At 53.2% G+C, this 24,186-nt stretch carries 23 protein-coding genes and 1 tRNA gene; 15 read left to right on the top strand and 9 right to left on the bottom strand.

Translation table 11 applies throughout. The annotated features are described in order from the left end of the window. The first annotated feature begins 5 nt into the window (after positions 1-5). The 6 genes from mscM (at position 6) to BTJ39_RS01030 (ending at position 9,090) form a co-directional block, all read left to right on the top strand. Positions 6-3,341, top strand: coding sequence for a miniconductance mechanosensitive channel MscM (gene mscM, locus BTJ39_RS01055; protein WP_078000806.1), 3,336 nt, complete (start codon positions 6-8; stop codon positions 3,339-3,341). Positions 3,342-3,732: 391 nt separating this feature from the next. Further along, on the top strand, positions 3,733-5,106 hold the full coding sequence (locus BTJ39_RS01050; RefSeq protein WP_078000805.1) for an MFS transporter: 1,374 nt from the start codon (positions 3,733-3,735) through the stop codon (positions 5,104-5,106). A gap of 13 nt (positions 5,107-5,119) precedes the next feature. Further along, entirely contained in the window at positions 5,120-5,830 is a 711-nt protein-coding gene (locus tag BTJ39_RS01045; RefSeq protein ID WP_176110167.1) for a GntR family transcriptional regulator, read from the top strand. A gap of 41 nt (positions 5,831-5,871) precedes the next feature. Continuing rightward, on the top strand, positions 5,872-7,071 hold the full coding sequence (locus tag BTJ39_RS01040; protein WP_078000803.1) for an alkaline phosphatase family protein: 1,200 nt from the start codon (positions 5,872-5,874) through the stop codon (positions 7,069-7,071). A gap of 189 nt (positions 7,072-7,260) precedes the next feature. Next, complete coding sequence (locus BTJ39_RS01035) at positions 7,261-7,668, top strand: hypothetical protein (RefSeq protein WP_078000802.1); 408 nt, start codon at positions 7,261-7,263, stop codon at positions 7,666-7,668. A gap of 684 nt (positions 7,669-8,352) precedes the next feature. Next, entirely contained in the window at positions 8,353-9,090 is a 738-nt protein-coding gene (locus BTJ39_RS01030; protein WP_078000801.1) for a helix-turn-helix transcriptional regulator, read from the top strand. Here BTJ39_RS01030 and BTJ39_RS01025 read toward each other — a convergent pair. The 5 genes from BTJ39_RS01025 to efp all read right to left on the bottom strand — a co-directional run bounded on the left by BTJ39_RS01025 (position 9,067) and on the right by efp (position 12,055). Next, on the bottom strand, positions 9,067-9,705 hold the full coding sequence (locus tag BTJ39_RS01025; protein ID WP_078000800.1) for an acyl-homoserine-lactone synthase: 639 nt from the start codon (positions 9,703-9,705) through the stop codon (positions 9,067-9,069). The two genes, BTJ39_RS01030 and BTJ39_RS01025, sit on opposite strands and share 24 nt — an antisense overlap. 209 nt (positions 9,706-9,914) lie before the next feature. Then, on the bottom strand, positions 9,915-10,892 hold the full coding sequence (epmA, locus tag BTJ39_RS01020; RefSeq protein WP_078001238.1) for an elongation factor P--(R)-beta-lysine ligase: 978 nt from the start codon (positions 10,890-10,892) through the stop codon (positions 9,915-9,917). A 160-nt stretch (positions 10,893-11,052) separates the two neighbouring features. Further along, positions 11,053-11,187, bottom strand: a complete 135-nt coding sequence (locus BTJ39_RS01015) for an entericidin A/B family lipoprotein (protein WP_078001237.1) — start codon at positions 11,185-11,187, stop codon at positions 11,053-11,055. 107 nt (positions 11,188-11,294) lie between these two features. Then, entirely contained in the window at positions 11,295-11,417 is a 123-nt protein-coding gene (locus tag BTJ39_RS01010; RefSeq protein WP_422385990.1) for an entericidin A/B family lipoprotein, read from the bottom strand. A 71-nt stretch (positions 11,418-11,488) separates the two neighbouring features. After that, entirely contained in the window at positions 11,489-12,055 is a 567-nt protein-coding gene (gene efp, locus BTJ39_RS01005) for an elongation factor P (protein WP_078000798.1), read from the bottom strand. Between the two features lie 41 nt (positions 12,056-12,096). Here efp and epmB point away from each other — a divergent pair, with 41 nt between their 5' ends. Continuing rightward, positions 12,097-13,125, top strand: a complete 1,029-nt coding sequence (gene epmB / locus BTJ39_RS01000; protein ID WP_078000797.1) for an EF-P beta-lysylation protein EpmB — start codon at positions 12,097-12,099, stop codon at positions 13,123-13,125. A gap of 43 nt (positions 13,126-13,168) precedes the next feature. Here epmB and BTJ39_RS00995 read toward each other — a convergent pair whose 3' ends face one another. The 3 genes from BTJ39_RS00995 to BTJ39_RS00985 all read right to left on the bottom strand — a co-directional run bounded on the left by BTJ39_RS00995 (position 13,169) and on the right by BTJ39_RS00985 (position 15,707). Next, on the bottom strand, positions 13,169-13,519 hold the full coding sequence (locus tag BTJ39_RS00995; RefSeq protein WP_078000796.1) for a DUF4156 domain-containing protein: 351 nt from the start codon (positions 13,517-13,519) through the stop codon (positions 13,169-13,171). A gap of 199 nt (positions 13,520-13,718) precedes the next feature. After that, positions 13,719-15,365 carry a chaperonin GroEL gene (groL, locus tag BTJ39_RS00990; protein WP_078000795.1) on the bottom strand — a complete coding sequence of 549 codons (1,647 nt, stop codon included), beginning with the start codon at positions 15,363-15,365 and terminating at the stop codon, positions 13,719-13,721. A 45-nt stretch (positions 15,366-15,410) separates the two neighbouring features. Continuing rightward, positions 15,411-15,707 (bottom strand): co-chaperone GroES, encoded by a 297-nt coding sequence (locus tag BTJ39_RS00985; protein ID WP_078000794.1) that lies wholly within the window; start codon positions 15,705-15,707, stop codon positions 15,411-15,413. A 337-nt stretch (positions 15,708-16,044) separates the two neighbouring features. Between BTJ39_RS00985 and BTJ39_RS00980 the strand changes: the two genes are divergently transcribed. Next, positions 16,045-16,311, top strand: coding sequence for a hypothetical protein (locus BTJ39_RS00980; protein ID WP_078000793.1), 267 nt, complete (start codon positions 16,045-16,047; stop codon positions 16,309-16,311). A 16-nt stretch (positions 16,312-16,327) separates the two neighbouring features. Here BTJ39_RS00980 and BTJ39_RS00975 read toward each other — a convergent pair whose 3' ends face one another. After that, entirely contained in the window at positions 16,328-16,789 is a 462-nt protein-coding gene (locus tag BTJ39_RS00975; RefSeq protein WP_078000792.1) for an FxsA family protein, read from the bottom strand. 363 nt (positions 16,790-17,152) lie between these two features. Between BTJ39_RS00975 and aspA the strand changes: the two genes are divergently transcribed. The 7 genes from aspA (at position 17,153) to BTJ39_RS25055 (ending at position 23,904) form a co-directional block, all read left to right on the top strand. Beyond that, on the top strand, positions 17,153-18,589 hold the full coding sequence (gene aspA / locus BTJ39_RS00970) for an aspartate ammonia-lyase (protein WP_078000791.1): 1,437 nt from the start codon (positions 17,153-17,155) through the stop codon (positions 18,587-18,589). 111 nt (positions 18,590-18,700) lie between these two features. Beyond that, a complete protein-coding gene (locus BTJ39_RS00965; protein ID WP_078000790.1) occupies positions 18,701-20,002 on the top strand; it encodes an anaerobic C4-dicarboxylate transporter in 1,302 nt (433 codons plus the stop codon). Between the two features lie 59 nt (positions 20,003-20,061). Beyond that, positions 20,062-20,385, top strand: a complete 324-nt coding sequence (gene cutA, locus BTJ39_RS00960; protein ID WP_078000789.1) for a divalent cation tolerance protein CutA — start codon at positions 20,062-20,064, stop codon at positions 20,383-20,385. Continuing rightward, positions 20,361-22,082 carry a protein-disulfide reductase DsbD gene (locus tag BTJ39_RS00955; protein WP_078000788.1) on the top strand — a complete coding sequence of 574 codons (1,722 nt, stop codon included), beginning with the start codon at positions 20,361-20,363 and terminating at the stop codon, positions 22,080-22,082. Before cutA ends, BTJ39_RS00955 begins: the two co-directional genes overlap by 25 nt. A 39-nt stretch (positions 22,083-22,121) precedes the next feature. Beyond that, the gene (gene dicD, locus BTJ39_RS00950; RefSeq protein ID WP_078000787.1) at positions 22,122-22,700 is read left to right on the top strand and encodes a division control transcriptional repressor DicD; all 579 of its coding nucleotides are present in this window, start codon (positions 22,122-22,124) and stop codon (positions 22,698-22,700) included. Between the two features lie 108 nt (positions 22,701-22,808). Beyond that, positions 22,809-22,884 (top strand) — tRNA-Phe (locus BTJ39_RS00945). Between the two features lie 675 nt (positions 22,885-23,559). Beyond that, positions 23,560-23,904 carry a hypothetical protein gene (locus BTJ39_RS25055; RefSeq protein WP_241825843.1) on the top strand — a complete coding sequence of 115 codons (345 nt, stop codon included), beginning with the start codon at positions 23,560-23,562 and terminating at the stop codon, positions 23,902-23,904. The last annotated feature ends 282 nt before the right edge of the window (positions 23,905-24,186 follow it).

Raw genomic sequence — 24,186 nt, 5'->3', positions numbered from 1 at the left:
CGCCGATGCAACGTCTGCTTATCGCCCTGCTTTTGGGCTGGAGCCTTATCCAGCCCGCCATGGCTGCCAGTGCGCCGGATGCTACGCAGATTAAACAGCAGCTTGAGGAAGCCAAAGCCGCTAAAAGCTCGCCGACTCAGACGGAAATTATCTCCGCCCTGAAAGCGACGCTCAATTATCTTGACGACCGCCACGCCTCGCTGGAGCGCAGCAAGCAATATCAGCAGGTTATCGATAATTTTCCCCGGCTGTCGCGCGAACTGCGCCAGCAAATCGGCGCCGTTGACGATAACAGTAAATCCCTTCGTAGCAGCTTATCCGCCACTGAGCTGGATCAGGAGATTTTGCAGGTCAGCAGTCAGCAGCTGGAGGAAGGACGTCAGGCTCAGCAAGAGCAGGACCGCGCGCGTGAAATTAGCGACTCTCTCGGCCAGCTCCCACAACAACAGACCGATGTTCGTCGCCAGTTAAGCGAAGCCGAACATCGCCTGCAAAGTATGGATAAGCCGGCCACGCCACTGGCTCAGGCCCAGCGCTATAGCGGCCAGGCCGCCGCGGCGGCAAAAAAGGCTCAGGTTGACGAGCTGGAGCTGGCACAGCTTTCCGCAAATAACCGTCAGGAACTGGCGCGCTTGCGTGCCGAGCTGTATCAGAAAAAATCTGAACAGCTGGACAAATATCTGCAATCGCTGCGCGATCAACTAAACACCCTGCGCCAGCAGGAAGCGGAGCGCGCCTTGCAGCGCACCGAAATGCTGGCGGAAAACAGCCCTAATCTGCCACAGGCAATCAGCGAGCAGTTTAAAGCTAACCGCGAGCTTTCCGCCGCGCTGAACCAGCAGGCAAAACGCATGGAGCTGCTCGCCGCCCAGCAGCGCGCCGCGGTCAATGACACGTTGCAGGTTCGCCAGACGCTAAGCACCATCCGCGAGCAGTCACAATGGCTGAGCGCCTCGAACGCCTTAGCCGAGGCGCTGCGCGCGCAGGTGGCTCGCCTGCCGGACATGCCAAAAACCCAGCAAAGCGATAACGAAATGGCGCAGTACCGCGTACAGCGCTTGCATTATGAGGATCTGCTGGCGCGCCAGCAGCAGCTGCGCCAGATGCGTCAGGAAAATGGCGAACCGCTGACCGCCGAGCAAAAGCGCATTCTTGATGCGCAGCTAAAAACGCAGGGTGAATTACTCAGCTCGCTTATTGCCGGCAGCGATAATCTTATCCTCGAAGTGACCAAGCTACGGGTTGCCAACGGCCAGCTCATTGATGCGCTAAACGAGGTAAAAGAGGCTACCCACCGCTATCTGTTCTGGACGGCGGACGTTCGCTCAGTCAACTTCAGCACGCCGCTGGACATCATTCACGATCTCTATCGGCTGCTGTCGCTCGATACCCTTGGGCAGCTGAGCGGCGCAGTGGTGATGATGTTCACCAGCCGTGAAACGCTGCTGCCGATTATCGGCGCGCTGCTGCTGGTCGGCTTTAGCGTCAGCACCCGCCGCCACTACCGACAGTTTCTTGACCGCGCATCCAGCCGGGTTGGCAAAGTAACGCAGGATCACTTCAGCCTGACGCTACGCACCGTATTCTGGTCGATTCTGGTGGCGCTGCCATTACCGATACTGTGGGCGGCGCTGGGCTTCGGGTTACAGCAGGCATGGCGCTATCCGATCGCCATAGCCGTTGGCGACGGCGTAACCGCCACGCTGCCGCTGCTGTGGTGCTTTATGATCAGTGCCGCCTTCGCCCGACCAAACGGGCTGTTTGTGGTGCATTTCCGCTGGGCGCAAAACCGGGTAGCGCGCGCCATGCGCTACTATCTGCTGACTATCGGCCTTATCGTTCCGCTGATTATGCTGGTGATTACCTTCGATAATCTCGAGGATCGCGAGTTCTCCGCTACGCTGGGGCGCCTGTGCTTTATTCTGATTTGCGGCGCGTTGAGCCTTGTCACCATTAGCCTTAAGCGCGCCGGCATTCCGCTCTATCTCAATAAAGACGGCAGCGGAGATAATCTGCCCAATACTATCCTCTGGAACCTGCTGATCGCCTCGCCGCTGATTGCGGCTCTCGCTTCCTGTATTGGCTATATGGCGACGGCGCAGGCGCTGCTGGCTCGCCTTGAAACCTCGGTTGCGATCTGGTTTGTGCTGCTGGTGATTTATCACATCATACGACGCTGGATGCTGATCCAGCGCCGGCGCATAGCCTTTGACCGCGCCCGCCACCGGCGCTCCGAAATGCTTTCCGCACGCACCAGGGGCGAAGATCTCGCCGTGCCGCCTGCTGAACATGAAATTGATGAGCCGATTATCGATCTGGACGCAATCAGCGCGCAGTCGCTGCGGCTGGTACGTTCTTTACTGACACTGATTGCCCTAGTCTCCGTCATCGTGCTGTGGTCAGAAATCCATTCAGCGTTCGGTTTTCTGGAAAATATCCGGCTGTGGGATACCAGCACCACGGTGCAGGGCGTGGAAAGTATGGAGCCAATCACCCTGGGCTCATTACTGATTGCCATTCTGGTGTTTATTATCACCACCCTGCTGGTGCGCAATATGCCCGCGCTGCTGGAGCTGGCGCTGCTTCAACATCTGGAGTTAACGCCAGGTACGGGCTACGCCATCACCACCCTGAGCAAATATCTGCTGATTCTGGTCGGCGGCCTGATGGGCTTTTCACTGATTGGCGTTGACTGGGCCAAGCTGCAGTGGCTGGTTGCCGCCATGGGTCTGGGGCTTGGGTTCGGTTTGCAGCAGATTTTTGCCAACTTCATCTCCGGCCTTATCATCCTGTTTGAAAAGCCTATCCGCATCGGCGATACCGTGACGATACGCGATTTGACCGGTAGCATTACGCGTATTAATACGCGCGCCACCACCATCACCGACTGGGACCGCAAGGAGATTATCGTTCCCAATCAGGCCTTTATAACCGAGCAATTTATAAACTGGTCGCTGTCAGACTCGGTCACCCGCGTGGTGCTGACGATTCCTGCCGCCGCCGAAGCCAGCACCGAACAGGTAACCCAGGTATTGCTGACGGCGGCTGAGCGCTGCAGTTACGTATTAGACGTGCCTAAACCGGAAGCATTTCTGGTCGACCTGCACCAGGGGATCCAGCTGTTTGAACTGCGCATCCACGCCGCCGAGATGGGTCACCGAATGCCGCTGCGCCATGAGCTGCACCGCCTGATCCTTGAAGGCTACCGCGAGCACGGCCTTGAAATGCCATTCCCGCCCTTCCAGGCCAGAGTTGAAACCGTTGGCGCACTGCGGCGCACCAATGGCAAAAATGCCAAATCCGGCGTGAGCCAAAAAATCTTCCGCTCCGGCGGCTTGTAACGTTCACCTGCCTCAGACCCGGCCGCCGCTGCGGCGGCCGCAGTCCGCTTCCAATCCGTAATCCGCAGTCCGCAGTCCGCAGTCCGCAGTCCGCAGTCCGCAGTCCGCAGCAGTCCCACAGATAATACGGAAAATAGCCGCAGTAACTTCCCCTGCTTCACTATTGACCATAATTGCGAAGCCTCTCACATATCAGGCATGAAAACCGCTGCTGTTATTGCTCTGTAAACTTATTGTATTTACGTTGTATACAATAAGTATATCCAATGAGCACTGGTAAACCATCACCGTAGCCAGAGAAAAACATCGCGCTTTGCTCAATAAAAATGGATGCCTTAACCGCATGATTACATCTGCGGATCGTTGATGACATTTGACCAGAGGTCCTGCTATGCAACATCAATCCGGCGAGCCAAAAACGCTGTCAATCAATCAGGCTGCAAGCCAGGTAAAAAAGACCAATGTCCGCTGGATGGTGGTAGTGGTTCTGTTTCTCGTTACCCTGATTAACTACGCCGACCGCTCCTCAATATCCCTTGCCGGCCCCAGCATGGCGAAAGAACTGGGGCTGAACGCCGTTGATATGGGCTTTATCTTCTCGGCTTTTGGCTGGGCTTACGTTATTTTTCAGCTGCCTGGTGGCTGGCTGCTTGACCGCTTCGGCTCCAAGCTGATCTACAGCGTCGGCATCTTCCTGTGGTCACTGTTTACCCTGATGACCGGCCTGGCTGGTTTTGTCACCGGCGGTACCGCGGTATTGGTTATTTTCGCACTGCGCTTTCTGGTTGGCGCCGCCGAAGCGCCCTCATTTCCGGCGAACAGCCGCCTGGTTGCGGCCTGGTTTCCGGCAGCAGAGCGCGGTACCGCTGCGGCAATATTCAGCTCGGCGCAGTACGGCGCAACCGTGTTCTTTGCGCCGCTAATGGGCTGGCTGGCGCATAATTATGGCTGGCATTCGGTCTTTACCGTATTGGGACTGATCGGGATCTGCTTTTTGCCGGTATTCAGAAAGCTGGTCCATGCCCCCAGTCAGCACCCGATGGCCAACGAGGCGGAACTGAGCTACATCGAGCAGGGCGGCGCGTTGGTCAATCTCGATCGCGATAAAGAGTCCGCTGATGAAGCCAGCGAAAAGCCGCGCCTCGGCTACGTAAAGCAGCTGCTGGCCAGCCGCATGATGATGGGGATCTATCTCGCCCAGTATTGCCTGAACGCCATTGGCTTTTTCTTTATCACCTGGTTTCCTATCTATCTGGTGCAGGAAAAGCATATGACGATTATGAAGGCCGGCTTCGTCGCGGCAATTCCGGCGGTTTGTGGTTTCCTCGGCGGGCTGCTGGGCGGCTTTCTGTCCGATGTCCTTATTCGCCGGGGGGTATCGCTGTCGCTGGCGCGTAAGCTGCCAATCACCGTCGGCATGCTGCTGTGCTGCATCATGGTGGCCTGTAACTACACCGATTCAGAAACCGTGGTGATCGTTATTATGGCGCTCTCTTTCCTCGGCAAAGGCATTGGCGGACTCGGCTGGACGGTGAACGCTGACACCGCCCCCAAACAAATCGCCGGTTTATCGGGCAGCTTACTGAATACGTTTAGCAACGCTTCCAGCATTACTACCCCGATCATCATCGGCTACATTCTGCAAAAAACTGGATCGTTCAACGATGTGCTTATTTTCGTCATCGCCCACGCCGTGGCGGTGATCGCGCTGTATCTGCTGATGGTTGGCAGAATTAAACGCTTCGAACTGAATGAAACGGCATGAAAAGGAGATCCCCGTGAGCATTGACGGCCGGCCACAGATAAAGCAGTCACTGAGCTTTATAGCCTATGAAAAAATCAAAACGATGATCCTCAACATGGAGCTGGAGCCAGGCAGTTCGTTAACCGAAATGTGGCTGATCGAGAAGCTCAGTATGAGCCGCACGCCAATTCGTGAAGCACTTTATCGCCTGCAACAAGAGAATTTTGTCACCCTGACGCCGCGCAAAGGCTGGTACGTCAGCGAAATCAGCCTGCGCGACATTCAGGAACTTTTTGAAATTCGCGAAGCGCTGGAGGGGATTTCCGCGCGCAACGCGACCAGTCGGCTGAGCGACCAGCAGCTTGACGAGATGGCGCGCTTTCTCGCCTCGCTGGAACACGCGCTGGAAGAAGATGAAGCGGCCGTGGAGGATCCCGGCGATTCGCTACACGATCTGATTTTTTCGGCGGCGGACAATCAGTTTATCAACAACATTATGACGATTTATCTCGACCGGCTGCGCATGTTTCACGTGCTGGCCAGCAGTCTGCCCGGACGTAAACGTCAGTCGTGGCGTGAACACCAGGAGATTTTGCAGGCGATGATCGCGCGCGATGAGGAAGGCGCGGAACAAGCTATGCGCCGGCATATCCGCAGCAGCATGCAAAGCATTCTGCAAAGCATGATGAAAAAATCATCTTCGTACCAACGGGATATCACCCTGTTCCCGCACGGAAAACCATAACTGGCTCGCGCAGTCAGCTAGCCACCAGGAGTTTTACAGTGATGAGAAAAGTAATTATTTTTGGCGTTGATGGCCTGTCAATGCCGCTGTTGCAGCGCTACGTTCAGCAGGGCGCGCTACCCCATATGGCTAAAATGCTGCGTGAAGGCGCGGCTACCGAGCTACTGCCGTTTATTTCCGCCTGGGGAGACGTTAATTTTGTCAGCCTGATGTCCGGGCAAAGTCCGGGCACCGCCTGGATAGGTCAAAGCCATCCGGCCGATAATCAGCATACCGGCAACCTGCTGGCAAGCTTAGAAAAGCAGGGAAAGAAAGCCGCACTGGTCCATTTTCCGGAAACAATCGCCGCTCCGGCGCCGCATTTTACCTTCGCGCCTTACTGGGGACGCGCGGCGCGCTGGCCTTCTGAGCTGTTTAAACCGATGGGACATACCACCCGTTTTGAGCAGCGCACTGGCAGCAAGCAGATCAAACAGCAAAAGCTGGGATGGCCGCCAAGCGCCAGTCTCGCCTATCATAATAAAGGCGCCTGGCAGCCTCTAGAAATAGAAAATGGACGCTACAAGCTACAAATGCATGGAAGTGAGCGCACGCTTACTCTCTGGATAGAAGACCATCAAGGCCAGCCGCAACTCTGCCTCGGCGCAGATAAGCAGATACTGCCGCTGAATGCCTGGAGCGACTGGCTGACGCTGGATAATCTGGACATCAGCGGCAGCGTGCGTTTCTACGTTGGCCGCTTTGATACGCACAATAACGATGTCGAAATTCTGCAAAGTCAGGTGACAAACCGCGCAGGCATCGCCTCGGATGCGACGCTGGGAGCATCACTGCTGGAAAATGGCCCCTGGTACAGCAAATGGGTAGCGAAAGCGGCGCTGGATGAGGATTATCTGAGGGCCACTTATCAGGAAGGCGATCAGCAATCGCGCTGGCTGGCGCAGAGCGCCATTACGCTGACGCAGCGCCATGACTTTTCGCTGTGGGCCACCGTTCACCGTCTGGTCGATGAATCTCACCATAACTGCCTCGGCCAGTGCGACCCGCAGTCGCCGTTTTATGACGCGGCGCGCGCAGAACAGTATGAAGGCGTGATGCGCGACTGTTATCTGGTTCTGGATGATACGCTTGGCGCGCTGATGTCAGCAATCGATGAAGATACCACGCTGATGATGATTTCCGATCACGGCGCGGTTCCCAACGCTTACATGTGTGATATCTACCGCTATCTGGAAAAATAGGGCCTGTGCCGGCTGGATAATGACGGGAACGTACTGCTGGCGCAAAGCCAGGTATTTCTGAAAGACGAACGCGGCGGTCTGGAAATTTTCGTTAACCTCGCCGGGCGTGAAGCGCAGGGCATCGTTGCCGCTGAGCAGTATGACGCCGTATGCGCCAGAGTACTGCATGCGCTGGGCAGCTGGCACATAATGGAAGGCGACAGGCTGCGTAACGCGGTTAGCATCGCCCTGACGCGGGAAGATGCTGCCGGTATCGGTTTCTGGGGCGACTGCGCTGGCGACGTGGTGTTTGCTTACAACACCGGCTTTGTCTGGGGCGTCAGCCGCGGCGGGGAGGATATCTGCCCGGTGGAAGTCCCCGGCGCTAACCACGGCCCGCAAAAACCAACCGCGCAAACCGCGATGGCCTCTAACTATGGCGCGCTGCTGGCCTTTGGTGCCGGCATTCGCCAGGGCTATTATCGCAATCGCCAGCAGCTGGGGCCCTATAAAATGGTCGATCCTGCCGCAACTATCGCCCATCTGCTGGGGCTGGACCACAGCAGTCTTGACGGGCGGGTAATGCACGACCTGCTGGATAATCCGCACGACGCGTAAAGCTGAAAGCAGGGTTCGGGATTGGGCAAGACAGCGCGATAACCCCGCCATTCGTCAAGCCATTGAACAGGCGAAGCAACCCTCTCGGGCGGTATACCGCATTCGTTTTTCTGCTACTTTGCCATGGATGGCAGTGGTGCCAACTTCCAGCCATCAGATCCATTTATTACTGTAAAAAAATCAGAACAACGCCCCCATCTTTCAGGCCATTTTTTAGCGACCGCTAGCGCTCAAAAATAGCGCCAGCGCTGTTGCTGCAGGATCGGATTAACAATTGAAAATAATCATGATTCGCCGGGCTTGTTTAACGCCGACCAGGAGACATCGGGCCATCAGAACAGGCTAATAGATAGCATACTAAGTTTAATTTCCATACTTCTTCATTTACTTTTTTGACAAATAATAAAAATCCTGTGTGATTATGCCACACAGGATTTGCATTAATCTGCCATTTGTATTTAAATGTCATCCGGACGCCGGCTATAATATTTTTTAAATTTCCCTGGTGTTGGCCAAATTGGCACCCTGACTTTTATAGTCAGGTTTTTTTTTGACTTTTTTCTATTCGGTAAAAATTATAACGCGGCAGCGGTTGTGATATAACTTGTACTTAGGTACCGAAATGGTCTGTACTTAAGGTCAGTTTTTTGATAAGAAAAATAAAACAAGCCATTGGATAATAACATGTTTTCTACTATACACAGTAATACATTCATCGCCGATACTCTTCGTGAATACATAGAAAAGAAACTGCAACCCTATTCACTTCCTTCTTATGCTTTTACGGTAATTAATAAGAAAGACCCATCAAAGATTCTAATAATTTCCAGTTATCCCAAAGAATGGGTGGAGTTGTATAAAGCGAATAAATTTCAGAACATTGATCCCGTAGTTCTCTACGCTTTAAGACGGACATCGCCATTCGCATGGGATGAGAATCTAACTTTGATGACAAAAGTAAAAGCATCAAAGATATTTTCACTATCAAAAAAATATAATATTGCAAATGGTTTTACATTTGTTCTGCATGACCACACTAACAACATTTCATTACTTTCATTATTGATTGATAAAAAAAACCAAAGTGATCTTGAGGAAGTAATTATTAATGACATTAGTAAATTACAGATGACACTCATCGATATTAATGAGCAAATGAACAAGCTGGTACAAACAACATCACCAATCGAAACTACTCATAGCCGTGGGCAAAAGTCGATGTTCTCCTCAAGAGAAAACGAAGTTTTGTATTGGACAAGCATGGGTAAAACTTATGCCGAAACAGCATTGATACTTGGCATTACAGTTCGTACAGTTAAGTTCCATATGGGTAATAGTATAAAAAAAATGGGAGTCAATAACGCCAAGCAAGCAATCAGATTAGGAATGGAATTAGGGTTAATCCATTCGCTTCACAGCTAGAGGCCAATTACTTATAGTAACTCGTGCGGGTTGTAATTTTTCCTCTATTTTCCCCATGACCTTGAGTTGGCTATCTTTATCAGTCGGGAGGAAAAGTAGATAGATCCTTTCTGTGGGAGTTAAATGGGCCATTTTGATGATAGTAGCATCCCAGCCAGCTCGCTTAAGGATATGCGTCATTGCGTGACTGACTATCGTATAAATTCCGTCTCCTTCGATATTTCTAACAAAATGGATCATTGAAAGAAAAAGAAAATTTCCAACAGGAAAATTGACGCCAAGTAGCTTTCTGGCTCTTTCTTTATCTACAAAAAAACGGCTAGACTCAATGGCCTCATTAGGAATTGATACATCATTAAAAAGATAACCAAATGTATCCCTTATCATATTTGGCTTTGTTATAGGGTTAAATCGCACACTGCATAAAAGATTGTTTTTATGGTAACCAAGTATATAACGTGTATTTATATTATCGAATTCATCAAATTCCATATTGTTAAAGCATTTAACATCCCATTGAAGCCTGTCGCTAAAAGTTAATTTCCTAAGATGGAACACCTCATGCGATTTTATTTTCATTAGATCATCATAGGAGACATCAATAAATTCAATCATATAATAACTCTTAACAATACTGTCCATACTAAAATTAATAAAAAGATATCTATAATGAAATTTCGACGTATAGATACCTCAGATATGTGCCATTTTTTCAAAATTTCTTATATTTTAACCATTTTTTGGAAACGCCAGCTAAAAATGCCCGGCTCTGGCTTATAGCCAGAGCACCTAAAGGAGTATAATAATCGTTAAAAATGGTACTGTCAGCTACGATCCACCGTAAAAGCGATGACATCGGCAATCTGTTCCGCGTTAAGCGCCAGCATCACCAGACGATCCACGCCCAGCGCCACGCCTGAACACTCTGGCATCCCCTGCTCCAGCGCCGCCAGCAAATTTTCATCAATGGTATTTTCCGGCAGTCCACGCGCCGCGCGTTTACGGTTGTCCTGCACAAAACGCTGGCGCTGCTCACGCGCATCGGTCAGCTCGCGGAAGCCATTGGCCAGCTCAATACCTTTGAAATAAACTTCAAAACGTTCTGCAACCCGATGGTCTTCGGTACTGATTTCCGCCAGCGCGGCCTGCGAGGCCGGGAAATGATAAATGACCACCGGCTTGTCTTTGCCGATTTCTGGCTCCACGCCCAGCATAAACACCAGCTGTAGCAGCGTGTCGCGATCGTCCTCGCGGTTCGCCAGGTCGCCCGCGCCCAGTTTCTCCGCGACTTCACGCAGTTCGTCTTTGTCTGCTGACAGCGGATCAATATCCAGATAACGAATAAATGCCTGCTGATAAGAGAGCTTCTCTGCTGCCGCGCACTCGAGAATTTGCTGTAGCAGATCGTCGACTTCGTTGATCAGCCGATACATATCATAATGCGGGCGATACCACTCCAGCATGGTAAATTCCGGATTATGATGACGCCCCGCTTCTTCGTTGCGAAAGCTTTTGCCCAGTTGGTAAATCGGGCCACTACCGGCGGCCAGTAAGCGCTTCATATGGAATTCAGGGCTGGTCATCAACCAGAGATTAAGCCCCTGGGCTGCACCCGGTCCAACAAAGTGGGTGCGAAACGGCACCAGATGAACGTCGGTGATAGTCGCCTGACTCATCGCCGGCGTCTCAACCTCAAGTACACCACGGTCGGCAAAGAAACGCCGGATCTCCGCCACAATGGCTGCGCGTTTCAATAAATTGGCAATCGAAGCGCTGGGTTGCCAGCTTGCCATCTCGGCCATGATCATTACTCCACATTCTGTAGGGGCATGAAGTCTACCTATACTCAGGCTGGCAGACAAATCCAGATGCGTAAATTATTTAGCCGGGGTGTAACCAGGAAAAGAACCAGAAGATAATACGGCGGGTGAACCGGTGTCCGGACGACACCGGTAATCATGCTTACTGTGAGCTTCTTTGAATCGCCTGCCCGCCCGCTTCGACATCTTCTCCCACGCCGCGAGTGGTATTACAGGCAGAGAGAACGGAAGAAAGCACCAACACCGATAAGATTGCAATAACGCTTTTCTTTAACATGGCAATGTCCTTTTTTATTAATGGCAGAAAGTGCTTTTTAAGCATAGCCAGAATCACGCCATGTGCTTTAAGAACATGGCTAAAAGGAACATTAGCGCCAAAAGAAATTACTTATCAGCCGCGTGAGAAATCGCGCCGCCCAGGTGCTGAACGTCTTCGCCAAAGCCGTGGAAGGTATTACAGGCGCTGAGCGCGCTGGCCATTACCAGAGACAAAGCCAGAAGTTTCATCCATCTCATCATCAATGCAAACTCTCAGCGTTAAACAACAGGGCCCGGCAGCGCAGGCCCCATCTGCATAATTATTTCACGCGCGATACGTATTCGCCGGAGCGGGTATCCACGCGGATCACTTCGCCAATCTGCACAAACAGCGGTACTTTCACCACTGCGCCGGTGCTCAGCGTTGCGGGCTTACCGCCGGTGCCTGCGGTATCACCTTTCAGACCCGGGTCGGTTTCGGTGATTTCAGCTTCGATAAAATTCGGCGGCTGAACGGTAATGGCGCGACCATTCCACAGCGTAACGATACATTCTGCATTGTCCTGCAGCCATTTGATGATATCTTCAAGCGCCTTGGCTTCAACCTGATACTGCTCAAAGGTTTCCGGGTGCATGAAGTAGTAAAAATCACCGTCGGTATAGGAGTAGTTCAGGGTCATATCCATGACATCCGCGCCTTCGGCGGAATCGGTGGATTTAAAGGTTTTCTCAACGCGTGAGCCGGTCAGCAGGCGACGCATCTTAACGCGTGCAAACGCCTGTCCCTTACCCGGTTTTACGAATTCACTGGATTCGATGGAATAAGGCTCGCCTTCGAACATGATTTTGAGACCGCTACGAAAATCGTTGCTAGAATAAGTCGCCATAAAGGCCCTCTATATTTTATTACTGGTACTTAGCCAAAAAAATGGCACACATTGTAACCCTAAATACCCCGTTGCGAGAAGGCTGGCTAGCTCAACTTGCAGACGTCATCACCGATCCCGATGAATTACTACAGCTTCTGGCGCTGGAAAGCCACCCGAACCTGAGCGCCGGCCATGATGCGCGCCGGCTATTTGCCCTGCGCGTTCCCCGGTCCTTCGCTGCCCGCATGCAGCCAGGGGATGCTAAAGATCCGCTTCTGCTGCAGGTTCTGACCTCGCAGCAGGAGTTCATCCAGACGCCCGGTTACAGTACCGATCCGCTCGATGAGCAAAGCAGCGTAGTACCAGGATTACTGCATAAATATCGCAATCGTGCGCTGCTGCTGGTAAAAGGCGGCTGCGCGGTGAACTGCCGTTACTGCTTCCGCCGGCACTTTCCCTATCAGGATAACCAGGGCAATAAGCGCAACTGGCAGGTTGCGCTGGATTATATCCGTTCGCAGCCAAATCTGGATGAGATTATTTTCTCCGGCGGCGATCCGCTGATGGCTAAAGACAGTGAACTGGACTGGCTCATCGGCGAGTTGGAGCGCATCCCCCACATTAAGCGCCTGCGCATCCACAGCCGCCTGCCGGTGGTTATTCCGGCGCGCATCACGCCTGCGCTGTGCCAGCGGCTGCATCGCTCCACTCTGCAGGTGATTTTAGTTACCCATATCAATCACGCCCGGGAAATTGACGACGCGCTGCGCACTGGCCTGAATGCGCTGCGTCAGGCTGGCGTGACGCTGTTAAATCAGAGCGTACTTTTGCAGGGCGTTAACGATGATGCACAGACGCTGGCGGCGCTGAGCAATGCGCTGTTTGACGCCGGTATTTTACCCTACTATCTGCACGTCCTTGATAAGGTTCAGGGCGCGGCGCATTTCTACGTGGATGACCAGCGTGCGCGCGCCATTATGCGCGAGCTGCTGACGTTGGTTTCAGGTTATCTGGTGCCGAAGCTGGCGAGGGAGATTGGCGGCGAGCCGAGCAAAACGCCGCTGGATTTGCAGCTACGCCAGCAATGAGCCGCAACAGCAGCCCCTCAGTGTGACTTGAGGGGCGCAGCGATTACGGGCATTTATAAACCTGACCGCTCATCTTGCTGTCGAGTGGCGCAAAACCGGTCCAGATATTCTGTGTCGGGCTGGTGGCGCCATAAATCACATTACCCCCCATTTCCGCCGCCCGGTTGCGCAAATCGTTCGCCGCGCCGCGCAGACCGCTGGTTTCATTGCCGCCAGCGCCGGTGAATAAGTTGCTCTGCGTGCCGGTTACGGAGCCAAGCAGCTGACATTTGCTATCGGGTTGCTGATCAACGAAGGTGACGCGCTGTCCTGCGGCCGTCAGATCGCTTTTGCTGCTACAGCCCGCCAACACCAGCGTAGCAAAAGTAAGTCCCATCAAAGCCTTAATACGCATTTTATTCCCCATCTTGTTATCATCAGAATCAGGCCGCAGCTTAGCAGAAACTTACCGCATTTCTTATACATTCAACGTGTTCTGTAATAAGTATGTCAGCTTACAGCTGCGCCATTACTTATACTATTTTCCCCGCCAAAAGAAAAACCCCCTGTCCAAAGGACAGAGGGTTTTGACTGACGGATGCCAGGGGGGATGATTACATCATGCCGCCCATACCACCCATGCCGCCCATGCCGCCGGCAGCGCCTAAGTCAGCTTTGTCGTCTTTCGGCAGATCGGTCACCATACATTCGGTGGTAACCATCAGGCCGCCAACGGACGCCGCGAACTGCAGTGCTGAACGGGTCACTTTAGTCGGGTCAAGGATACCGAAGTCGATCATATTGCCGTACTCTTCGGTCGCCGCGTTATAACCGTAGTTACCATCACCGTTCTTAACGTTGTTAGCAATGACAGACGGCTCTTCGCCAGCGTTGGAGACGATCTGACGCAGCGGGGCTTCCATTGCGCGCAGCGCAACTTTGATACCCACGTTCTGGTCTTCGTTCTGACCGGTCAGGCCAACGAGCTTAGCGGCTACGCGTACCAGCGCAACGCCACCACCGGCAACCACGCCTTCTTCAACCGCGGCACGCGTTGCATGCAGGGCATCTTCAACGCGCGCTTTCTTCTCTTTCATTTCAACTTCAGTGGCCGCGCCGACTTTCAGAACGGCAACGCCGCCTGCCAGTTTCGCTACGCGCTCCTGCAGTTTTTCTTTATCGTAATCAGAAGTCGCTTCTTCAATCTGCTGGCGAATCTGCGTTACGCGGCCAGAGATAGCGCCTTCATCACCCACACCATCGATAATGGTGGTGGTATCTTTGTTGATAACCACGCGCTTAGCCTGGCCCAGATCTTCCAGAGCCGCTTTTTCCAGCTCCATACCGATCTCTTCAGAAATGACGGTACCGCCGGTCAGTACAGCGATATCCTGCAGCATCGCTTTACGGCGATCGCCGAAGCCAGGTGCTTTTACCGCAGCAACTTTAACAATGCCGCGCATGGTGTTAACAACCAGCGTCGCCAGGGCTTCGCCTTCAACGTCTTCAGCAACGATCAGCAGCGGTTTGCTGGCTTTAGCAACGGCTTCCAGAACCGGCAGCAGCTCGCGGATGTTGGAGATTTTTTTATCAGCCAGCAGGATGAACGGGCTGTCCAGTTCTACGGCGCCGGTTTCTTGCTTGTTGATGAAGTAAGGAGACAGGTAGCCGCGGTCGAACTGCATACCTTCAACCACGTCCAGCTCGTCCTGCAGGCCGGTACCTTCTTCAACGGTGATAACGCCTTCTTTACCCACTTTTTCCATCGCCTGAGCGATCAGCGTACCCACGGTTTCATCGGAGTTGGCGGAAATGGTACCCACCTGCGCGATAGCTTTAGAGTCAGAGCAAGGCACGGACAGCGCTTTCAGTTCTTCAACTGCAGCGGCAACCGCTTTGTCGATCCCGCGCTTCAGGTCCATCGGGTTCATACCCGCAGCAACGGCTTTCAGACCTTCGTTAACGATGGACTGTGCCAGTACAGTCGCGGTGGTGGTGCCGTCGCCAGCAGCGTCGTTAGCTTTAGAAGCGACTTCTTTCACCATCTGGGCGCCCATGTTTTCGAACTTGTCTTCCAGCTCGATTTCACGCGCTACGGACACGCCGTCTTTAGTGATGGCCGGTGCGCCAAAAGATTTATCCAGAACTACGTTACGGCCTTTCGGGCCCAGGGTAACTTTTACTGCATCTGCCAGTACGTTAACGCCGCGCAGCATTTTTACACGGGCGTCGTTACCGAATTTTACGTCTTTAGCTGCCATTTGATATATCCCTTGAATTCTATATGTTCAGTGAGTTACGTGAAATTACGCTTCAACGATCGCCAGGATGTCGCTCTCGGACATGATCAGAACTTCTTCGTTGTCGATTTTTTCAACTTTAACGCCGTAGCCGTCGTTAAAAATCACAATATCGCCCACTTTCACGTCCAGCGGCTTCACTTCGCCGTTTTCCAGGATGCGGCCTTTACCCACAGCAACAATTTTACCGCGAGTAGATTTGCCTGCCGCAGAACCGGTCAAAACGATGCCGCCAGCGGATTTGGATTCAACTTCTTGACGCTTGACGATAACGCGATCGTGCAATGGACGAATGTTGTTCATCTGATAACTCTCCTTCTGAGAAGTCCAATCTGTAGTTTCGGGGTTGAATGCCGAGCCTGACTGGCATTCGGCTTCGTGCCCTGAGAGATAAGGACAGGTTGCCTGGCTTTCAAGGGCTGCGGGTAAATTTTTTTGACCGAAAGAGATATCCGCTGGCTTTTTGTTCGTATTGCAAGCACAAAGCACGTGATATTTCTGCTCTGCCCGTCGTCGTACTGAACTTATCATCGCTGAGCGCCGTCTCAGGATAACGGCCTTTTTCATGCGCTGCCGGGCTGCACAGTTTTATCAGGAAAGAGGAAAGCAGCGTTTTTTGTGGTTTTCTAAGGAGAGTTTGATGTCATCACCAACCAAAGCCCCACATGTTCGCTTTTACAACGACGATGACGGCACGGAAATTTCAGTCACAAAATTAAAGGTTGTACTGCCAGACAGTCAGAGCTTCGTTATCGAAGCGCAGCCCGGTCGGGATGGCTCAGTGGTTTTTTTAATCCCCGGCGCCAACCCGGAGGATAAGCAATTCAGCCAATTCATCATTGAACCCGGCGCCTGCAACCTTTTCTCGGTTAAGGTCGCCAGCACGAGCAAACGCCCCGTCGAATAGCAACAGGGCTTCTCTGCTAACGACGATCCTGGCGGTCGTCGTGATCTAAACGTTCGGTGTCTTTACGCTCGAACTCGCCATCCACCGTGTAGCCGCTGTCCGGACCATTCGCCCCGCCGCGCCAGACGCGCAGATGCGGCATCAGTCGCAGCGTCAGATGCTTTTGTACTGGCGGCAGCAGCAGTAGCAGACCGAGAAAATCGGTGAAAAAACCCGGCAGCAGCAGCAAAAAGCCAGCGATAATCAGCGAAACGCTTTTCACCATTTCCACCGCTGGACTTTCACCCGCCGCCAGCTTTTCCTGCATCAGCATAAAGTTTTTCATGCCCTGGTTACGCACCAGTGAAATACCGATGCTGGAAGTGGCGATAACCAGAATCAGGGTTAGCAATACCCCAAGTACGTGCGCAACCTGAATGAACAGCGTGATTTCAATCCAGGCAAGAATAAATAGCACTAAAAACGGTAACCAACGCACCGTAAGCTCCTTCTGTCAGGGCCAGGACGCTCGCGCGTCCCGACGAAAATCGTGGTTGTCGTCAGACAATGAACCTAGAGATGGTCATGGCGATCGACTATTTCAAGCGGTGAGCAAGATTATTTCACCAATGGACGCATTAGCGGCTATCTTAAACTTTGTGTGACTCAGATCTTGTTTTTCCGGTTCAGAGTGATACGAAAAACTGTTTAGAGTGATCGCCATAGCGGTATTTTTAAAACAAAACAATATGATCACCTACGCCTGCCGATAAGGAATAATATGTCGGTGCATACGTTCCACGACAAGACAATCACCGGTTGAGTGGTTGAAATCACCATAAGAAATAACAAGAAGGTTTCCATGGCTAACAACATTCGTATCGAAGAAGACCTGCTAGGCATGCGTGAAGTTCCGTCGGATGCCTATTATGGCGTTCATACTTTGCGTGCGATTGAAAATTTCCATATTAGTAATAATAAGATCAGCGACATACCTGAATTCGTTCGCGGTATGGTAATGGTCAAAAAAGCAGCCGCGCTGGCAAATAAAGAGCTGCAGACAATTCCGCGTAACGTCGCTAATGCCATTATTCAGGCCTGCGATGAAGTCCTCAATAACGGCAAGTGCATGGACCAATTCCCGGTGGACGTCTATCAGGGCGGCGCCGGAACCTCGGTTAACATGAATACCAATGAGGTACTGGCGAATATTGGCCTTGAACTGATGGGCCATCAGAAAGGCGACTACCAGCATCTGAATCCCAACGACCACGTTAATAAATGCCAGTCCACTAACGATGCCTACCCGACCGGCTTTCGCATTGCGGTTTACTCTTCGATCCTGAAGCTGCTGGACGCCATTGGCCAGCTCGCCGAAGGCTTTGAACGTAAAGCTCTGGAGTTTGACACCATTCTCAAGATGGGCCGAACCCAGCTGCAGGATGCCGTGCCGATGACCCTGGGCCAGGAATTTCACGCCTTCTATGTGCTGTTAAATGAAGAGATCAAAAGCATTCTGCGCACGGCGGAGCTGCTGCTTGAAGTCAATCTGGGGGCGACCGCCATCGGCACTCGCCTGAACACGCCGGATGGCTACCAGCAGCTGGCGGTACAAAAGCTGGCGGAAGTCAGTAACCTGCCCTGCGTGCCGGCAGAAGATCTGATTGAAGCCACTTCCGACTGCGGCGCCTACGTCATGGTGCACAGCTCCCTGAAGCGCCTGGCGGTAAAACTGTCGAAAATCTGTAACGACCTGCGCCTGCTGTCGTCCGGTCCCCGTGCCGGCCTCAATGAGATAAACCTGCCTGAGCTCCAGGCTGGCTCGTCAATCATGCCGGCAAAAGTTAACCCGGTGGTGCCGGAAGTGGTCAATCAGGTGTGCTTCAAGGTCATTGGCAATGATATTACGGTCACGATGGCTTCTGAGGCGGGCCAGCTGCAGTTGAACGTGATGGAGCCAGTTATCGGCCAGGCGCTGTTTGAATCGGTCCAGATCCTGACTAACAGCTGCTACAACCTGCTGGAGAAATGCGTTAACGGCATTACCGCCAACAAAGCGGTATGTGAATCGTACGTATTTAACTCAATTGGCATCGTCACCTATCTCAACCCCTATATCGGTCACCATAACGGCGATATCGTCGGTAAGATCTGCGCAGAAACCGGTAAAAGCGTGCGTGATGTCGTGCTGGAGCGCGGCCTGCTCACCGAAGCGGAGCTGGACGATATTTTCTCAGTGCAAAACCTGATGCACCCGGTTTATAAAGCCAAACGCTACACTGACGAAAGCGAACAATAAGCAACAAGTTTGCGGTAAATCAAGGGCACGTCATGACGTGCCCTTTTTGTTTTTCAGTCGCTGATGACTTCGATTATTCTTAGTTATTAATAATTATTTCTGGGGAAAGCTATGGCGGGCGTTGAGCTGTTAATTGTACTACTGGCGATTTATCTTGGCGCCCGGCTGGGAGGTATTGGCATCGGTTTTGCCGGCGGCGCCGGGGTGCTGATTCTGTCTCTGGTTTTTCACATCAAACCCGGCGCGATTCCCTTTGACGTGATTGAGATTATCATGGCGGTGATTGCCGCGATCGCCGCCATGCAGGTTGCCGGAGGAATGGACTACCTGGTCAATCTGGCCGAACGCCTGCTGCGCCGCCAGCCACGCTATATCACCTTCCTGGCGCCGCTGGTCACCTACATGATGACGCTGTTGGCCGGCACCGGTCACACCGCGTTTTCCACCCTGCCGGTCATCGCTGAAGTTGCTAAAGAACAAGGGATCCGTCCCTCGCGCCCGCTGTCCATTGCCGTTGTCGCCTCGCAAATCGCCATTACCGCCTCACCGATTTCTGCGGCGGTGGTGTTTGTCGCCGCACTCCTGGAGCCGCACGGCGTCAGCTACGTATCCCTGCTGGCAGTTAATATTGCCGCCTCAATGTGCGGCATCTTTATCACGGCGTTTATCACCAACTTCCTCGGCAAGGACCTGCAGGATGACCCTATCTATCAGGAACGCCTGGCGAAGGGCGAAATTAAGCTGCGCGGCGCTCAGGTCTTTCAGGAAAAGCCCGGCGCTCGCCGCGCTGTGCTGCTTTTTTTAGTCGGCATCGCGGCGGTAGTCTTCTATGCGACGGCAATCAGCGATGCCGTCGGTCTGATCCCGCATCCGGTGCTCCCGCGCAACGAAGCCATCGTGGTGTTTATGCTCACCATCGCTACCCTGATTGCGCTGACCTGTAAAATAGACACCAGCGAAATCCTCTCCGCCAGCACCTTCAAATCGGGCATGAGCGCCTGCATTTGCGTGATGGGCGTCGCCTGGCTGGGAGATACCTTCGTTAAAGCCTATATCGGGGATATTCAGAATGTGGCCGGTCAGCTACTGCAAAATTACCCCTGGATGCTGGCGCTGATCCTGTTTTTTGCCTCGACGCTGCTTTATTCTCAGGCGGCGACCGCCAAGGCGCTGATGCCCGCCGCGTTGATGCTGGGCGTCTCGCCGCTCACCGCCGTGGCCTCCTTTGCTGCGGTATCGGCGCTGTTCGTGCTGCCGACCTATCCGACGCTGCTGGCGGCGGTAGAGATGGACGATACCGGCTCAACGCGCATCGGCCGCTTTGTCTTCAACCACTCGTTCCTCATTCCCGGCGTTATTGCTATCGCGCTTTCCGTGGCCTTTGGCTTCCTGTTCGGCTCGCTGATGCTGTAGGCTGAGGCTTTCATCGCCTGGCATGCTATAGTCTGCGGGTTGCAACCAGGAGAAAAGCGATGAATAGCTCACAGGCGGTGGTGGTGCTTTGCACCGCGCCGGATGAAGCCAGCGCCCGCGCGCTGGCTGATGATGCGCTGTCGGCCCGGCTGGCAGCCTGCGTCACTATGCTGCCGGGAGCAACCTCGCTCTATGTCTGGCAGGGTAAGCTGGCGGAGACGCGCGAAGTGCAGCTGCTGTTGAAAAGCGATCTCAATCACCAGCAGGCGCTGCTTGATTTGCTCAAAAAGCAACATCCCTATGACACGCCAGAGCTACTGGTGATACCCGTTTCACATGGAGAGAGCGATTACCTGTCATGGCTTACCGCATCATTACGCTGATCCTGCTGCTGCTGACAGGCAGCCTCAGCGCTCAGGCTTCGCTGTTTAATAACACGCCGCAGTCGCAGTTCGTTACCGTTAATCAAGCTTTTGCCTTTGATTTCAGCCAACAACATAACCAGCTGACCTTAAGCTGGAAGATAAAACCGGGTTATTACCTGTATCGCCAGCAAATTAAAATTACGCCCCACAACGCCAGCCTGGCCGCATGGTCACTGCCGCAGGGCCAGCCCCATGAAGATGAATTTTACGGCAAAACGGCGATCTTTCCTCAGGACCTGACGCTAGCGCTGCCCCTCAGTCAGGCTAATCAGGGCGCCACGCTGGACGTCACCTATCAGGGATGCGCCGCCGCCGGCTTTTGCTATCCGCCGGAAACCCGCAGCGTGCCCCTTGAAGCCGTCAGCGCCGCGCCGCATCCTCCGGTATCGCCGCCCCCGGCCCCTGCTGACGCGACGCCCAACGCCCCCCCGGACCACGCGCTGCCCTTCTCCGCGCTCTGGGCGCTGTTGATTGGCATCGGCGTCGCTTTTACCCCCTGCGTGCTGCCGATGTACCCGCTGATATCCGGTATTATTCTCGGCGGCAATCGACAGTACTCCCTGGTGCGCCTGTTCACGCTGGCCTTCACCTATGTACAGGGCATGGCGATAACCTATACCCTGCTGGGCATAGTAGTCGCCGCCGCCGGGCTACGTTTTCAGGCGGCGCTGCAGCAGCCCTGGGTGTTAATTACCCTGTCGGCGCTGTTTATCCTGCTGGCGCTGTCAATGTTCGGTCTTTTCTCGCTCCAGCTTCCTGCCCGCTTGCAAACCCGTATCGCCCTGTGGAGCAACCGCCAGCGCGGTGGTTCGCTGCCGGGCGTGTTTATTATGGGCGCGCTGGCCGGATTGATTTGCTCGCCCTGCACCACCGCGCCGCTAAGCGCTATTCTGCTTTATATTGCCCAGAGCGGTAATATGTTAGCGGGCGCCGGTACGCTCTATCTTTACGCGCTTGGCATGGGGCTGCCGCTGATCCTGGTAACCCTGTTCGGCAACCGGCTGCTGCCGAAAAGCGGCCCCTGGATGCAAACCGTCAAAGAAGGCTTTGGCTTTGTTATTCTGGCGCTGCCAGTGTTCCTGCTGGAACGCGTAGTTGGCGATAGCTGGGGACTGCGCCTGTGGAGCGCGCTGGCAATTGCCTTTTGCATCTGGGCCTTCAGCCTGGCGTTGAAATCAGCACGCGGCTGGGCCAGGGTAATGCAGGTGCTGCTGCTGGCCCTTGCGCTGGTGGCGGCGCGTCCACTACAGGACTGGGCGTTCGGCCCCACTGAGTCCGCCAGCGCGAATCAAACCCAGCTGCCATTCACCAGCATCAGCAATACCCAGCAGCTTAACGCGGCGCTGGCGCAAAGCGGCGGGAAAATCACCATGCTCGATCTCTACGCAGACTGGTGCGTGGCCTGTAAAGAGTTCGCCAGATACACCTTTCCCGACCCCGGCGTCGCACAGAAGCTTAAACAGTTTCAGCTGCTTCAGGCCGACGTGACCCGCAACGATGCGCAAGATGCTACGCTGCTAAAACAGCTCCGGGTACTTGGCTTGCCTACGATTTTGTTTTTTGATGCCAAAGGGAATGAAATTCCCGGCTCGCGTGTCACCGGTTATCTTGACGCCCGGGCGTTCAACGACCATTTGCAGAAACTGCCCCGGTAAACGACACTTTTCAGGTTATTGATCAAAGAGGAGCATCCCTTGCAGCGTGAACAGGTTCTGGACCATGCCCTGAGTATGCTGGAGCAGGAAGGCCTGGCGGCTACCCGCTCCCTGCGACAGCTGGCAGGCGACGTCGACGTTGACGATCAAACGCTCGTCAGCTTCTGGCCCAATCGCGAAGCCTTGCTATACGACGCTTTGCGCTATCACGGCGAACAGATAGACAACTGGCGCCGACAGCTGCTGCTGGATGAAACTATCAGCGCTCAGCAAAAACTGCTGGCGCGCTATGAAAGGCTGGAGGAAGCGGTCAAAAACCAGCGCTATCCCGGCTGTCTTTTCATTGCCGCCTGTAGCTTTTATCCACACCCGGACCACCGCATCCATCAGCTGGCGGAGCGGCAAAAGCGCGCATCGTGGCAATATACTCACCAGCTGCTGACCCAGCTAGATACCGACAACCCGACGCTGGTAGCCGAACAGATGGAGCTGATTCTTGAAGGCTGCCTTAGCCGGCTGCTGGTTAAGCGTCAGCTGCACGACGTTGAGACGGCAAAAACGCTGGCGGAGGACGTATTGCGGGTGGCGCTGTGCCGTAAAAATGGCGCCCTGGCCTGAGCCGGCAAGCCGTTTTGCCTGAAAAGCAGGCAGTCAGACGCGATTGCCGCGGTTTTTATGAAAAACGCGTTGACGCCATAGCGTCATTAAGGTTTAATGCGCCCCGTTGCCCGGATAGCTCAGTCGGTAGAGCAGGGGATTGAAAATCCCCGTGTCCGTGGTTCGATTCCGCGTCCGGGCACCACTATTTAGAGAACCCAGCCTTATGGCTGGGTTTTTGCTTTCTGACGCGCGGAACGCGCCATCGAACTGCATTCGATTACTCGCCTCATCCCTGATGCCCGCCCTTCCAGGGCCTGCGCTCAAGCGCCATGCAAAAACGTTCCCGACGTTTTTGTCCGCGTCCGGGCACTACTGGCATTGAAACGCGCCGATTAGACATGTAACTCTCCCGAAGAATTGACAACCTCTAAGAGTTGGGATTCAGAAGCGAGAGTTCAAAGTGATTAAATTGAGCCATGATGTTTAGTTATCTCAACTGGTGCATGATGACATCTCAAAATCATAGCAAAAATACTAATAAAATCTAATAATTAGAAATCCCACCGTTTAACATTATTTCAAAAACCATTGTTCCAACATATCAAATGTAAGTATGAAAGATGTTCAATGCGAAGGGGGCTAAACAGATTAGTCGTGAATATGATTCCGCGTCCGGGCACCACTATTTATCCGCACTGTTTTTCCTTTAACGTCCTTACTTATCAGCTTTGCTGTCAACACCTCCGGGGCATTCTGCCATTTTTTCCGTGCCTGAGGAGACCGCTTCAGCTCTACCAGTTCCTGCCCCGCACCCAGCTTTCTAATGACCTGATATTGTGCATTTACGCAGCGCAAGCATCCAGTGCCTTTCCGTTCGATGACTGCCAGCAATGCAGCAGGCCTGGTGCGTAAAAACCTTTATCAAAGAGAGTCAGCAAGCGACCCGGCGTTTTTCGAACCACCGTTGCCGGGTTCTCCCAAACATCAGGCGGATAACATCTTCCCCGAGCCGCTGACGCGTCTGAACAACCGAATCGGGGACGACAAAAGGTCTTTTTCCCGGCAAAAGGATATCCAGATGCAAGACGAGCTGGCTCATGGAATGAGAGCGGAACAGGGCCATACCTGTGACAGCCCAGACCATCATTTTCATAGAAAGCCGTCAGTTACGGAACGTAACCACACAAGTATCAACCAGACACTGGTCAATCAGTTCCGGTGAAAGAAGGTCTGAGAGAGCGGCGAACGCCTGCGGAGAGAACTTATGAACGGCATCCAGAGCCTGACTGAGTAACATAAAAAATCCGTGATCCCTGAGAGATTACGGATTTTTATACAACCACTGGATCATTCAACCGATCATTTCAGGCTTAACTGATCGGAATTAAACCAAATACCACCTTTTATTAAGTCAGCAATCTATTTTTAAGATGAGCGTATTATTCGTTTCAGGTGGAAAAATTCGTTTATCACAAGATATCCATTCACAAATAAATTCAATTTT

Source organism: Izhakiella australiensis, assembly GCF_002006995.1.
GTDB lineage: Bacteria > Pseudomonadota > Gammaproteobacteria > Enterobacterales > Enterobacteriaceae > Izhakiella > Izhakiella australiensis.
Note: the sequence above shows the minus strand (reverse complement) of the source record. Positions and strands in the feature narration are given on the sequence as shown.